Annotated in this window: 8 protein-coding genes and 1 pseudogene; 1 reads left to right on the top strand and 8 read right to left on the bottom strand. The window is 72.4% G+C overall.

Annotated elements, in window-relative coordinates; genetic code table 11:
• Nucleotides 1-23: 23 nt before the first annotated feature.
• Nucleotides 24-1,871: a translation elongation factor 4 gene (gene lepA, locus ACXKZB_RS08600; RefSeq protein WP_111085750.1), complete on the bottom strand. Its 1,848-nt coding sequence runs from the start codon at nt 1,869-1,871 to the stop codon at nt 24-26.
• Nucleotides 1,872-2,015: 144 nt separating this feature from the next.
• A complete protein-coding gene (locus ACXKZB_RS08595) occupies nt 2,016-3,182 on the bottom strand; it encodes a pyridoxal phosphate-dependent aminotransferase (protein ID WP_488825699.1) in 1,167 nt (388 codons plus the stop codon).
• A gap of 200 nt (nt 3,183-3,382) precedes the next feature.
• Here ACXKZB_RS08595 and rpsT point away from each other — a divergent pair, with 200 nt between their 5' ends.
• Nucleotides 3,383-3,643, top strand: coding sequence for a 30S ribosomal protein S20 (rpsT, locus tag ACXKZB_RS08590; RefSeq protein WP_123312910.1), 261 nt, complete (start codon nt 3,383-3,385; stop codon nt 3,641-3,643).
• Between the two features lie 241 nt (nt 3,644-3,884).
• Here rpsT and holA read toward each other — a convergent pair whose 3' ends face one another.
• The 6 genes and pseudogenes from holA to cydD form a co-directional block, all read right to left on the bottom strand.
• Nucleotides 3,885-4,904, bottom strand: a complete 1,020-nt coding sequence (gene holA, locus ACXKZB_RS08585; protein ID WP_123312911.1) for a DNA polymerase III subunit delta — start codon at nt 4,902-4,904, stop codon at nt 3,885-3,887.
• A 295-nt stretch (nt 4,905-5,199) separates the two neighbouring features.
• A pseudogene (locus tag ACXKZB_RS08580) lies at nt 5,200-7,125 on the bottom strand (ComEC/Rec2 family competence protein); the annotation flags it as partial.
• Between the two features lie 195 nt (nt 7,126-7,320).
• The gene (locus tag ACXKZB_RS08575) at nt 7,321-8,124 is read right to left on the bottom strand and encodes a helix-hairpin-helix domain-containing protein (RefSeq protein WP_488825697.1); all 804 of its coding nucleotides are present in this window, start codon (nt 8,122-8,124) and stop codon (nt 7,321-7,323) included.
• Between the two features lie 129 nt (nt 8,125-8,253).
• Nucleotides 8,254-10,794 (bottom strand): leucine--tRNA ligase, encoded by a 2,541-nt coding sequence (gene leuS, locus ACXKZB_RS08570; protein ID WP_488825696.1) that lies wholly within the window; start codon nt 10,792-10,794, stop codon nt 8,254-8,256.
• Nucleotides 10,795-10,844: 50 nt separating this feature from the next.
• Nucleotides 10,845-12,587, bottom strand: coding sequence for a thiol reductant ABC exporter subunit CydC (gene cydC, locus ACXKZB_RS08565; protein WP_488825695.1), 1,743 nt, complete (start codon nt 12,585-12,587; stop codon nt 10,845-10,847).
• A complete protein-coding gene (gene cydD, locus ACXKZB_RS08560) occupies nt 12,584-14,272 on the bottom strand; it encodes a thiol reductant ABC exporter subunit CydD (RefSeq protein WP_488825694.1) in 1,689 nt (562 codons plus the stop codon). The genes cydC and cydD overlap by 4 nt, the downstream gene beginning before the upstream one ends.
• Nucleotides 14,273-14,278 lie beyond the last annotated feature (6 nt).

The following is a 14,278-nucleotide window of genomic DNA, read 5'->3' as shown; positions in this document are numbered from 1 at the left end:
GTCGCTCCTTCTTCTCCTCGGCGCTACTTCTTCTTTTCCTCGACGTCGCCGGACAGCGCAGCGATGAAGGCCTCCTGCGGGACCTCGACCCGGCCGATGGTCTTCATGCGCTTCTTGCCCTCCTTCTGCTTCTCGAGGAGCTTGCGCTTGCGGGTGATGTCACCGCCGTAGCACTTCGCCAGGACGTCCTTGCGCATCGCACGGATGCTCTCGCGGGCGATGATGCGGGCACCGATGGCGGCCTGGATCGGCACCTCGAACTGCTGGCGCGGGATGAGCTTGCGCAGCCGCTCGGTCATCAGGGTGCCGTAGGCGTACGCCTTGTCGCGGTGCACGATCGCGCTGAACGCGTCGACCTGGTCGCCCTGCAGCAGGATGTCGACCTTGACGAGGTCGGCCGCCTGGTCGCCGATGGGCTCGTAGTCGAGCGAGGCGTAGCCCTGCGTCTTGCTCTTCAGCTGGTCGAAGAAGTCGAACACGATCTCACCGAGGGGCATCTCGTAGCGGATCTCGACGCGGTCCTCGCCGAGGTACTCCATGCCGAGCAGGGAGCCGCGGCGCGACTGGCACAGCTCCATGATCGCGCCGACGTAGTCCTTCGGGGCGAGGATCGCTGCGCGGACCATGGGTTCGCGGACCTCGACGATGCGGCCGCCGGGGAACTCGGACGGGTTCGTGACCTCGGTCACGGAGTTGTCCTCGTTCGTGACCTCGTAGATCACGCTGGGCGCGGTCGTGATGAGGTCGAGGCCGAACTCGCGCGACAGGCGCTCGGTGATGATCTCGAGGTGGAGCAGGCCGAGGAACCCGCAGCGGAAGCCGAAGCCGAGCGCCACCGACGTCTCGGGTTCGTACACCAGGGCCGCGTCGGACAGCTTGAGCTTGTCGAGCGCGTCACGCAGGTCCGGGTAGTCCGACCCGTCGATCGGGTACAGGCCCGAGAACACCATCGGCTTCGGGTCCGTGTACCCGGGCAGGGCGTCGGTCGCGGGCTTCTGCGCGCTCGTGACCGTGTCGCCGACCTTGGACTGGCGGACGTCCTTGACGCCGGTGATGAGGTACCCGACCTCGCCGACGGAGAGCCCCTTCGTCGGGATCGGCTCGGGGCTCGACACCCCGATCTCGAGGATCTCGTGCGTCGACTTCGTCGACATCATCTGGACCTTCTCGCGCGGCTTGATGGAGCCGTCGATCATCCGGATGTACGTCACGACGCCGCGGTAGCTGTCGTAGACCGAGTCGAAGATCATCGCGCGGGGCGCGGCCTCGACGTCGCCGACGGGGGCCGGCACACGCCGGACCACCAGGTCGAGGAGTTCGGGCACGCCGACACCGGTCTTGCCGGAGACGCGCAGGACGTCCTCCGGCTTGCCGCCGATGAGCTGCGCGAGCTCGGCCGCGTACTTCTCGGGTTCCGCTGCCGGCAGGTCGATCTTGTTGAGCACCGGGATGATCTCGAGGTCGTTCTCGAGCGCCAGGTACAGGTTGGCCAGCGTCTGCGCCTCGATGCCCTGGGCGGCGTCGACGAGCAGGATCGCGCCCTCGCACGCCGCCAGGGAACGGGAGACCTCGTACGAGAAGTCGACGTGTCCGGGGGTGTCGATCATGTTGAGCGCGAAGGTCTCACCGTCGAGTTCCCACGGCATGCGCACGGCCTGCGACTTGATCGTGATGCCGCGCTCGCGCTCGATGTCCATGCGGTCGAGGTACTGCGCGCGCATCGCGCGCTCCTCGACGACGCCGGTCATCTGCAGCATGCGGTCGGCCAGCGTGGACTTGCCGTGGTCGATGTGCGCGATGATGCAGAAGTTGCGGATCGCGCCGGCCGGGGTCGCGGCGGGCTCGAGCGGAGCGGATGCTTGTGGGCTCACGGTTCCTCAGGTGGGTCGGACGGTCGGCCCAGTCTCCCATGCTTCACCGGCTCTGGAGGCACGGCGCGACTGGGCGACGTGCGATGCGGAACGCGGGGCGCGCCTCCCGGGCGTCACCCGCCCCGGTCCGGACGGTCGCCGCCGTCAGACGGAGGCGTGCGCCGGTGCGGGCAGCGCGCCCAGGCCGCGCCGCAGGTCGTCGGGGGTGGCGGCCAGGCACACGCGGATCCAGCCCTCGCCGGAGCGGCCGAAGGCGCTGCCCGGCGCGACCGCGACGGCCTCGCGCTGCAGGAGGCCGAGCGCCCACGCCGCGACGTCGCCGTCCGAGGCGTGCGACACGTCGATCCACAGGTAGAACGCGCCACGCGGGTCGAGGTACCGGATGCCGGCGGCGTCCAGCACCTCCTTCGCGACCTCGAGGTTCGCGCGGTAGTGCTCCCGGGCGTCGCGCACCGCGGAGTGGTCCCCCACGATCGCCGCCAGTGCCGCGTACTGGTCCGGTTCGGCGACGCAGCTGATCATCGCCTCCTGTGTCGTGCGCATCGTCGGCCCGAGGCCCTTCGGGGTGACGAGGTACCCGACACGGACACCCGTCATGGCGTACGTCTTGCTGAGCGAGAACGCGGAGAAGACCCGGTCGTCCTCGTCGAGCGCGGCCAGGCTGACATGGCGGGTGCCGTAGGTGAAGTACTCGTAGACCTCGTCGCTGATGACCCACAGGTCGTGGCGCTTCGCGACGGCCAGGAGCGCACGGAGGGTGTCCTCGCCGAACACCGCGCCGAGCGGGTTCGACGGGGAGTTCACCACGAGCACGCGGGTCCGCTCGGTGATGCTCGCCTCGAGCGCCTCGAGGTCGGGTTCGAACCCGTGCTGCGGCTCGAGCCGGTACGGCACCGGCGTGGCCCCGAGGATGTGCGCGTTCATCGTGAAGGTCGTGTAGCCCGGGTCCGGCACCAGGACCTCGTCGCCGGGGCTCAGTGTCAGCGTCATCGCCTGGAACAGCGCCTGGGTCGCGCCGATCGTCATCCAGATCTGTTCGAGGTCCGCCTCGATGCGGTTCTCGCGGCGGAGCTTGTCGCGGACCGCCTCGCGCAGGGGTGCGATGCCGCCGTTCGGCGTGTAGTCGGTGCGGTCCTCGGTCCAGGCGCGACGGGCGGCGTCGCCGATGTGCGGTGCCACCGGGACGTCCGGTTCGCCGATCACGAGCATCGTGACCGCGGTCCCGGCGGACTGCAGCAGCGCTGCCTGCTCGAAGACCCTCCGGATGCCGGAGGCGGGCACGGTGTCGATCCGAGGTGCGAGGGATGGCATGTCCGTCACCGTATCCGGTGCATGTTGCCGCGAGATCACGCCGATCCGGCGGTGTTTCGTGCTTTGGTGGCGGGCCGTTCGCCTGGTAATGTTGGTGGCTGGCTTGCGCGTTCCCCGCCCACGGGTGGAACGCGATGCGACCGAGGGCCCCTCTACCCCGCGGTCGCGCCCACCCGTACGAGACGAAGCAGGAGCTACACATGGCGAACATCAAGTCGCAGATCAAGCGCATCAAGACCAACCTCAAGGCCACCGAGCGCAACAAGGCCTACAAGTCGGAGCTCAAGACGTTCATCCGTCACACCAACGAGGCCGTTGCCGCTGGCGACAAGGACAAGGCCGTTGCCGCCCTGGCCACCGCGTCGAAGAAGCTCGACAAGGCCGTGAGCAAGGGCGTCATCCACCGCAACCAGGCCGCGAACCGCAAGTCGGCCATCGCGAAGAAGGTTGCATCGCTCTGATCTCCTGAGTGCTGCACGAAGGCCCCGCACCGTTCGGTGCGGGGCCTTCGTCGTGTGCGGGGGGCGTCGTGTGCGGCGGGGCGTCGTGTGCGGCGGGGCGTCGTGTGCGGCGGGGCGTCGTGTGCGGCGGGTCCGCCCACATCGTGAGCAGAAATGGTCGGGTGGCGAGTCCGCACTCGACCATTGCTGCTCACCAAGTGCGCGGGTGCGAACGCGCGACGACCGGGAGGCGCGGGTCGCCTCAGCGCGCCTCGCCGCGTCGGGCGATGGTGCGGACCATGACCTCGAGCGCGTAGTGCGCGTCGCGCGAGCCGCCCTTCACCGCGGTGTCCGCCTCGGCGATGCTCGTGATCGCGTTCGCGAGACCGGCTTCGGACCACCCGGCGACGTCACGCTGCGCGCGCTGCACCTGCCACGGCGCCATGCCGAGCGCCGACGCCGCCTGACCGCTCGGCCCGCGGAACGCGCTGACCTTCGCCATCGTGCGGATCTTGCTCGCGAACGCGGCGACGATCGGCACGGGCGCTTCGCCGGTGGCCAGTGCGTGCCGCAGCTCGACGATCGCCGGGGCGGAGCGTCCGGCCAGGGCGATGTCGGCCACCTTGAACGCGTTCGTCTCGACGCGACCGCCGTAGTACTTGTCGACGACCTTGTCGGTGATCTCCTGCGCCTCGTCCGCCAGGAGCTGCCGGCACGCGGCGGCGAGTTCAGCCAGGTCGTCGGCGAAGGCCACCACGAGGGTGCGGACCGCCGAGGGCGCGATCTTGCGTCGGGCGGCGCGGAACTCGGCGTTCACGAAGTCGATGCGGTCGGTCTCGCGCTTGAGTTCGTCGCACAGGACCTCGACGCCACCACCGACCCCGCTGCGGATCGTGTCGAGGAGCTTCTTGCCGCGTACACCGCCACCGTGCCGGAGCACCAGGGTGACGTCGTCGGCTGGAGCCTGCAGGTACGAGATGGTCTCGGTGATGAAGGCGTCGGTGCACTTCTCGACGTTGGTGACCCGCACCAGTCGCGGCTCGCCGAACAGCGACGGGCTCGCGAGCGTCGCGAGCAGGCCGGGGGCGTACTGGTCGGCTTCGAGGTCGTGCACCTCGAGCGCCGGGTCCTCGCCCACGAGCAGGTCCTTGAGCACGCTGCTGGCCCGGTCCGCCAGGAACGCCTCGGGTCCGGTCACGAGCACGACGGGAGCCGGTCGGATCCCCGACCAGGGCACCTGGTCGATCTTCGCTGCGGCGCGCGCGGGCTTCTTGGCGGGCATGCGGTCCTTCCGGTGGTGCCGCCCCGGACGGTGCCGGTGCGACGAGTGCTCCGACGATCCTACGGGCGGCCGCCGACGGCGTGCGCTCCGTCCACACCCGCAGGTCGTCCGCGCCCGTCCGACCGACCGCGACGGTGCCGAGTTCGTCGGTCCGGTACGCTGCGGTCCCCGCCGACGCGAGCATCGACAGCGCCGAACGTGTCGGGTGGCCGTACGTGTTGTCCGCGCCGACGCCGACGAGTCCGACACGGGCCGCGAGCTGTCGGTACAGCAGTGGGTCCTGGTCCGCCGAACCGTGGTGCGAGACCTTCACGACGTCGAGCGGGCCGGCGGGCAGCCCGCCACCGGAACGGAGTCGACGCTGCGCGGTCTCGCCCAGGTCGCCGAGGAACACCCCGGACAGGCACGTGGAGCAGCCGTCGCCCGGCGGTGGTTCGGTCACGAGCACGATGCCGGCGTCGTTGCCGGCGTCCGGGTCGCCCGCACGCGGCCACACGACGCGCCAGCTGATCGGCCCGAGCACACCGGACACCCGGTCGTCGGCCCGCCGGACGTCGACGCCACCGCGCTGCAGGTCCCGCACGACGCGGGTGTCCGATGCGCGACCGACGGGTCCGACCAGTGCCGTGTCGACCATGCCCGCGACCTCGTCCACCGCACCGACGTGGTCGCGGTCGAAGTGCGTGAGGACGAGCAGGTCGATCCGGCTGATCCGCAGCAGCTCGAGGCAGGCGCGCAGGCGCTCCGGGTCGTCCCCGGTGTCGATCAACGCCGTGCGGGCGCCGCCGCGGACCAGCACGGCGTCCCCCTGTCCGACGTCGCACGCAGCGACCGCCCAGTCCCGCGGAACGGTGCCGCGCACGACCAGCACCGGGACCGCGACGGCGGCGACACCGACCACGACGACCACGCCCGCGACGAGCAGCAGGCGGTTCCTGACCGTCGGTGTGCTCAGCACGGCGACCGCGAGGCACGCGCTGACGAGCACCGCGCCGCCCACGCCGACCGTGCCGCCCGGCCACGGAGCCGACGCGTACGGCAGTCCTGCGGCACCGTGGGCGATGCCACCGACCGCCGATGCGGGCACCCAGGCGACGGCTGCGAGCACCGACCCGCCCCACGGCCAGACCGGTGCGAGCAGACACGCACCGAGGCCGACGACGGTGACGATCGGCGCCAGGGGCTCGGCCAGCAGGTTCGCCGGCACCGCGTAGGTCGGCAGCGTCGCCGACAGCGGGATCGTCACGGGCCAGCACGCGACCTGCGCCGCCACCGGCACCGCCAGTGACACGGCGATCGGGGTCCACAGCCGTCGGGCGAACAGCGTTGTGAGCGGTGGTCCGAGCACCACGATGCCGGACGTGGCGAGCACGGACAGCGCGAACCCGAACGATCGCGCGAACCAGGGGTCCACCACGAGCATGCCGATCGCGGCCAGTGCGACGAGCGGCACACCGCGCACGGGGCGGCCGGACAGGTGCACGACCAGCACGACGACCGCCATCACCGTGGCCCGGACGATCGACGGGTCGGGCCGGACGAGCACCACGAAGGCGAGCAGGACGGCGACGGCCGACGCCGCCCGGATGCCACGGGGAGCACCGCAGAGCCGCCCGACCACCACCACCAGGCCGACCACCACGGCGCAGTTCGACCCGGACACCGCGGTCAGGTGGGTCAGCGCCGACGTCTCCATGGCCGCCTCGGTCTCCGGGTCGAGTCCGGAGCGGTCACCGATCGCCAGGCCGCGCAGGAGCGCGGCCCCCGGCTCGGGCAGACCGGCCGTCGCGCGGACGAAGGCCTGGCGAGCGGCGTCGGTCGCTCCGAGCAGTCCGCCGAGAGGCTCAGTGGTCGGCGCACCCCGGACGAAGAGCACGAACGCGGTCGCGGCTCCTGGGGCGTCGGGTTCGAGGGTCCCGGTACCGGTCACCCGCGTGCCAGCGGCCAGCACCCTGTCGTGGTCGTCACCCGCCGGCACGAGCCGGACCGGTGCCCGGAGCGCGCCCAGGGTGTCGGCGCGCTCGAGCGTCGCGACCACGGATCGGTCACCCGGGCCCAGGTCGCGCGACAGGACCGCGTCGAACGGGACGGCACCCGAGCCGGAGGCGAGAGCCCGGAGCGGCTCCGGTGCACGGCGGGTCTCCCCCACGGTGACCGAGACCGCCAGCAGCGCGGTCAGCCCTGCTGCGAGGAGCACGGGGCCGGCGCAGGCCGATGCCATCCGCCGACGACGGCCGGCCACGAGCGCGCTCCCTCCGGCCAGCACGGCGGCCACGGCAGCGACGACGGGAGCCGCTCCCGGTCCCCCGACGAGCACGGCCGTGGCGATCCAGGCCGTCGCGACGGGCGCCGCCACCCGCAGGTCCGCCGCGCTCGGCCGCAGCTGTACGGGTACGGGCTTCGTGACCGGCACCGCTCACACCCGCACACGATCGCGGAGCTCGGCGAACCGGACGTCGCCGATGCCGCTGACGTCGAGCAGGTCCTCGACCGCGGTGAACCGACCGTGTTCATCGCGCCAGGCCAGGATCCGGCCGGCCAACCCCGGACCGATGCCGGGCAGGGTCTCGAGCGCCGCCTGGTCGGCACGGTTCAGGTCGACGACGGCGGCACCGCCGGCTCCCCCCGCACCCGCGCCGTCGTCCGCGCTCCCGCCGCCCCCGGTCGCTGCGGCCGCGCCACCGTCCACCGGATCGAGCGCCGACGGGACCTCGCCCTCGCCCACCCGCGGCACGTACAACCGCTCCCCGTCGGTCAGCACCCGGGCCAGGTTCAACCGGGCAAGGTCGGCGTCCGCCGTCGCCCCGCCGGCTCGCTCGATCGCGTCGGTGACCCGGCTCGACGGCGCCAGGCGCACCACACCGTCGCGCTCGACCGCCCCGAGCACGTGCACCACGACACGCGCCGTCCCCGTGGTGAGCGTCCCCCCACCGGCTGCCGGCCCTGCGGCCGACGCACCGGCGTCCGGCGGAGCGGCGGTCGGCGACACGGTCGGAGCCCCGTTGACCACGACCCCGCCCGCACCGGCGCCACCGCGCCCCGACAGCGACCCGACCAGGACCACCACGAGCGCGACCGTCACGACGACCCCGGCCAGCACCACCGCGGCCCGCGGCGACAGCGCCAGACGGGACCACGGCATGCGTCCCGACGACGGCGCGCCGTGCGGTGACCGGGGCTCCGGCGACGAGGGCGACGAGGGCGACGAGGGCGACGACATGCCCCGAACGCTACGGAGCCCGGCCGATCGGCCGGGCTCCGGAGTGCTGGTCTGTGGACAGGCATGCCGGCCGTCCGCCCTGTGGACAGCAACACGCCCACCCTGTGGGCCGCCAGCGACGCGCTCCGACTACCCCTTGATCGCGATGTTCACGAGCTTCGGCGCCCGCACGATGACCTTCACGATCTCGCGGTCACCGATGTACCGCTGCACGTTCGCGGAGGCCCGCGCGAGCGCCTCGAGCTCCGACGGCTCGATCGACTTCGACACCTCGAACGAGTCGCGCACCTTGCCGTTGACCTGCACGACGGCCGTCAGGGTCTCCTGCACGAGCAGCGTCGGGTCGGCCTTCCGCCAGCCATGCAGCGCGACGGTGGCCTCGTACCCGAGCTGCTCCCACATCTCCTCGCCGGTGTACGGCGCGAACACGGCGAGGCCGAGCGTGACGGTCTCGACGGCTTCGCGCACGGCAGGGTCGGCGGCACCGGGGCCGCTGTCGATCGCCTTGCGGGTCACGTTCACCAGGTCCATGAGCCGCGCGATCACGACGTTGAACTTGAACGACTCCATCAGGCCGGGCGCATCGGCCAGGAACCGGTGCGTCACCTGGCGCAGGGCGCGGTCACCCTCGGCCCAGACGACGTCGGGAGTCGACGTGACGTCGGTCGCCAGGCGGTAGGCGCGAGCCAGGAAGCGCGCCGAGGCGGACGGGGAGACGTCCTCCCAGTTGATGTCGTCCTCCGGCGGCCCGGCGAAGCCCATCACCAGACGGATCGCGTCGACGCCGTTCGCGTCGAGCTCGTCCCCGAGCGAGACGCCGCCCTTGGACTTCGACATCTTCGAGCCGCCGGACAGCACCATGCCCTGGTTGAGCAGCGCCGAGAACGGCTCGGTGAAGTCGAGGTAGCCGAGGTCGAACAGCACCTTGGTGACGAAGCGTGCGTACAGCAGGTGCAGGATCGCGTGCTCGATCCCGCCGATGTACTGGTCGACCGGCGCCCACTTGCGGGCGATCGCGGGGTCGAACGCCTGCGTGTCGTCGTTCGCCGCCAAGAAGCGCAGGAAGTACCACGACGAGTCGACGAAGGTGTCCATCGTGTCGGTGTCACGGAGCGCCGGCGTGCCGTCGACCGGGTTCGGCACGTTGACCCAGTCGGTCGCGCCGCCGAGCGGCGAGGTGCCCTTCGGCTTGAGGTCGAGCCCCTCGGTGTCGGGCAGTCGCACCGGCAGCTGGTCGAGCGGGACGGGGTGCTCGCTGCCGTCGGCACCGTGGATGATCGGGATCGGCGTGCCCCAGAAACGCTGGCGCGAGATGAGCCAGTCGCGCAGGCGGTAGGTCTTGGCGGCGCGGCCGGTCCCGCGCTCCTCGAGCAGCGAGATCGCGGCGGTGATCGCGTGCTGCTTCGACATGCCGTCGAGCGGCCCGGAGTTGATCATCCGGCCCTGCCCTGTCAGGGCCTCGCCCGTCGTGGCGGGGTTGCGGTCGGGCAGCTCGGTGTCCTCGGTGATCACCGGGATCGCACCGGTGACGGCGGCGTTGGTGTCGACGACGACCTTCACCGGCAGGTCGAAGGCCCGCGCGAAGTCGAGGTCGCGCTGGTCGTGCGCCGGCACGGCCATGACCGCGCCGTGCCCGTAGTCGGCGAGCACGTAGTCGGCGGCCCAGATCGGCAGGCGCTCACCCGTGAGCGGGTGGATCGCGAAGCGGCCGAGCGGCACACCGGTCTTCGGCCGGTCGGCGTTCTGCCGGTCGATCTCCGAGGTCTTCTGGGTGGCGACCAGGTACGAATCGAACGCAGCCCGGACGTCGTCCGGAGCAGACGAGACGAGCTCAGCCGCCAGGTCGGAGTCCGGCGCCACGACCAGGAACGTCACGCCGTGGATCGTGTCGGGTCGCGTCGTGAAGACCGTGACGGGCTCGTCCCGGCCCTCGATGACGAAGTCGACGTCGGCACCGACCGATCGACCGATCCAGTTCCGCTGCTGCGCGATGACCTTGGCGGGCCAGCGGCCCTCGAGCTGGTTGAGGTCGTCGAGCAGGCGGTCGGCGTACTCCGTGATCTTGAAGTACCACTGCGTGAGCTTCTTCTTGACGACGACGGCGCCGGAGCGGTCCGAGGTGCCGTCCGGCAGGACCTGCTCGTTCGCGAGCACGGTCTGGTCCACCGGGTCCCAGTTGACCCAGCTGTCCTTGCGGTACGCCAGCCCCTTCTCGTACATCTTGAGGAACAACCACTGGTTCCACTTGTAGTACTCGGGGTCCGAGGTGTGGATCTCGGTGCTCCAGTCGAACGACGGCGCGTAGCGCTTGAAGGACGCCTTCTGCTGCGCGATGTTCGCGTAGGTCCAGTCCTTCGGGTCCACCCCGCGCTTGATCGCGGCGTTCTCGGCGGGCAGGCCGAACGAGTCCCAGCCGATGGGGTGCAGGACGTTGAAGCCCTGCTGGCGCCAGTAGCGCGCGACGAAGTCACCGAGCGCCCAGTTCTCGGCGTGCCCCATGTGGAGGTCGCCGGACGGGTACGGGAACATCTCGAGGATGTACTTGCGCGGACGGGTGTCGTCGAGGTCGGTGGTGAAGAGCCCGAGCTCTTCCCAGCGGGGCTGCCACTTCTCCTGGATACGACGGAAGTCGTAGGCGTTCGGGTCCTCGGCGTGCTGCTCGGTGGTCACGGTCGTCAACGATACAAGCCGGGAGGCCCGTCCCGCGTCCGCCCGTCGGCTCACCCGGCGAGCAGGCGCCCGTCCCGCATCCGCAGGGTGCGGTCGACCAGGTCCGTGCTGACCGGCACGTGCGAAACGATCACGATCGTGCGGCCCGCTGCGCGGGCCGTCGTCACGAGGTCGCGCAGGACGGCGTCGCCGAGGTCCGGGTCGATGTCCGCCGTGGGTTCGTCGAGCACCAGCACCGGGAACGCGTGCAGGAGAGCGCGGGCCAGGGCGAGGCGGTGCGCCTGACCGCCGGACACCAGACCGCCGCGCTCCCCCACCGACGCGTCGAGCCCACCGCGACGTCCGACCCACTCGCCGAGGCCGACCCGGTCGAGCACCGCGAGCAGCTCGTCGTCGGTGGCGGTCTCGCGGGCGAACAGCAGGTTCTGCCGCACGGACTGGTCGAAGACGAACGGGTCCTGCTCGATGAGACCGATGCGGGCACGGACGGCGTCGGGGTGCATGTCCTTCGCCGAGATCCCGTCGAGCGTGTACGAGCCCCGGTGGTCGACGAAGCGGACGAGCGCGTCGACGAGGGTGGACTTCCCCGCGCCGCTCGGCCCCTCGAGCACGACGACCTCGCCGGGCCGCAGGTCGAGCGAGACCCCGTCGACCGCGGGCGCCGGGGCTCCTGGCCACTGCACGGTCAGGTCGCGCAGCGCCACGGTGACCGGCCCGGACACCGCCAGTTCGGCGGGGTCGGCGTCCTGCTCGGGTTCCGGCACGATGCCCGCGGGTACCTCTGCCGGGACGACCTGCTCGACCCGCTCGGCGGCGGCACGCACCCGGCGGAGCGTGAGGACGGCGAGCGGTACGCCCCCGATGACCTCGAACAGGGCGAGCGGCACGAACACCGTCAGCGCCCAGAGCGGGCCGTCGAGCGCCCCGGCCACCACGGCGGGTGCACCGACGGCCAGGATCCCGATGACCGCCGCGCCGCCGAGCAGCCCGACCAGGGCGCCGACGAGCGACTCGACCGTGCTGCGACGACGCACCGCTCGGGTGACGCCGGCGTCGAGACGGGCGATGTGCGCCAGGCGCTCGTCGAGGGTGCCGTAGGCGGCGAAGACGTCGAGCGTGCGGACGGTGTCGAGCACGAGGTCGGCGACCCGGCCGCGGTCCGCCGCGGTCTCGCGATCGGAGCGCTCGGCGATCGAGCGCGTCACGACCGACCCGAGCAGCGCCGCGACCGCCAGGGCCAGCACGAGCACGACGGCTGCCGGCACCGACACGAACGCCACGGCGACGACGGACAGCACGGCGACGACCCCGGCGGACACCAGCGGTCCGACGACGCGGATGGGCAGGTCCTGCAGCCGGTCCGTGTCGGTGACCAGTCGGGTCATCAGGTCGCCGCGGCCGGTGCTCCCCAGCCCCGCCGGCGCGACCGAGGCGAGCCGCCGGTACATCTCGGTCCGCACCACCGCGAGCTGCCGGAAGGACGCGTCGTGCCCGGCGAGCCGGTCGACGTAGCGCAGCGCCGCCCGGCCGAGGGCGAACGCCCGCACGCCGACCATCACGAGGGTCAGGTACAGGATCGGCGGGTGCTCGGCGGCACGGGTGATGAGGTAGCCGCTCGCGGCGAGGAGTGCCACGGCGCAGACCGCGCTGAGCGCGCCGGCGGCGACGGCCTTCGCCCATCCCGACCCGTGCGGCAACGCGAGGCGCAGGACGGAGCCCCCACGGGCCTCCCGGGACAGCGGCCGCTGCCGGGACAGCGCCCGCTGCCGGGACGACCCCCGCTGCGGGCTCATGCGCGCGCCCCCGTCCGGACGGTGACCGAGCCCCCGGTGCCGATGTCGACGCGGACGTCGGCCGCGGCGACGACCGCCGGTCGGTGGCTGGCGACCACGACGACGGCTCCGTCGGCTGCGAGGCCGCGGAGCGCGGCGACGACACGGGCCTCGGCCTCGGCGTCGAGCGCCGACGTGGGCTCGTCGAGCAGCACCAACGGCGTGCCGACCCGGCGGGCGCGGTACAACGCCCGCGCGACGGCGACGCGCTGCGCCTGCCCGCCGGACAGGCCGCTGCCCCCGGCGCCGATCGGGAGGCCCGGGTCGACCTCCAGCCCGGCGTCGCGCAACGCGGTCCGCACGTCCGCGGCGTCGGGGGTCGCGCTGAGCGCGACGTTCTCGGCGACGGTCCCGCGCACGAGGCGGGGGCGCTGGTCGGCCCAGGTGGTGCGCTCGGTGACGGTCGTACCGGCGGCACCGGGCACGACGACGGTGCCGTCGTGCGGCAGGACGCCGCGGAGCGCGGCGATCACGCTCGACTTGCCGGAGCCGCTCGGCCCGGCGAGGACGACGACGGTGCCGGGACCGGCGTGCAGGTCGAGCGGGCCGATCACCACGTCCGGCCGGCGGACGGTCAGTCCGTGCACGGCCAACGCCGTCGCCGCCGGGGCGGCCGCCGCGGTGTCCGCGCCCTCGGCCTGCCTGCCGACGGTGTCCGGACGGTCGTGCGGCGCGGGGTCCGTGTCGTCGGCGAGGACGTCGAGCACCGCTGCCGATGCCTCGACGCCGTCCTGGGCGGCGTGGAAGTCCGCGCCGACCTGACGGATGGGGGCGAACGCCTCGGGAGCGAGGACCAGGACGAACATCGCCGCCCCGAGCCCGAGCGAGCCGTCGACCAACCGGATGCCGATCGACACCGCGACGAGGGCGACGGACAGGCTCGCGGCGAGCTCGAGGGCGAACCCGCTCACGAAGGACAGCCGGAGCACCCCGAGCGTGCCGCGACGGTACTCGTCCGTGACGGCACCGATGCGGCCGACCTGGCGGCGGGCACGACCGAAGACCTTGAGCGTGGACAGGCCCTCGACGGCCTCGAGGAAGGCGCCGCCGAGCTTCGCGAGGGCATCGGACTGCTTCCGCTGCAACGCCTGGGTCGCGAGCCCGATCAGGATCATGAACACCGGGATGACCGGCAGGGCGAACAGGATGATCAGCCCGCTCGTCAGGTCACCGAGACCGATCGCGACCAGCAGCAGCGGCGTGGCGCTCGCGGTCAGCGCGAGCTGCGGCAGGTAGCGGCCGAAGTAGGCGTCGAGCGCGTCGAGCCCCGGCCCGAGGGTGGTGGCGAAGCCCGCGCTCGAGCGGCCTGCCAGCCAGGACGGACCGCGCTCGGCCGCGCGGGCGAGCACCGTCGTGCGCATCTCGCTCTTCACCTTCGCCGCGGCGCGTGCCGCCAGGTCGTCGGTCGCCCACGCCGCAACGGCACGGAGCACGAACGCTCCGCCGAGCAGTGCGAGGGCCTGCCCGAGGGTGTCCGGGACACGGCCGACGTGGACCGCGTCGATGCCGAGCGTCACGGCGGCGGCGATCCCCCACGCGATCGCGATGGTCGCGACCGTGCGGAGGACGCCGGTGCCGGCGGCCGCGACGATGAAGCCGCGCGCCGTCCGCGACAGGCGCAGGAGTCGCGGGTCGAGCGGCTTCACCGTCGC

Source organism: Curtobacterium sp. ABR8 (assembly GCF_057812125.1).
This window is presented reverse-complemented; position numbering and strand designations above follow the sequence as displayed.

Coding starts and splice junctions, on each gene's coding strand:
- ACXKZB_RS08575 (WP_488825697.1), bottom strand. CDS start 8,124: ATGTCGTCGCCCTCGTCGCCCTCGTCGCCCTCGTCGCCGGAGCCCCGG.
- holA (WP_123312911.1), bottom strand. CDS start 4,904: ATGCCCGCCAAGAAGCCCGCGCGCGCCGCAGCGAAGATCGACCAGGTG.
- ACXKZB_RS08595 (WP_488825699.1), bottom strand. CDS start 3,182: ATGCCATCCCTCGCACCTCGGATCGACACCGTGCCCGCCTCCGGCATC.
- cydC (WP_488825695.1), bottom strand. CDS start 12,587: ATGAGCCCGCAGCGGGGGTCGTCCCGGCAGCGGGCGCTGTCCCGGCAG.
- rpsT (WP_123312910.1), top strand. CDS start 3,383: ATGGCGAACATCAAGTCGCAGATCAAGCGCATCAAGACCAACCTCAAG.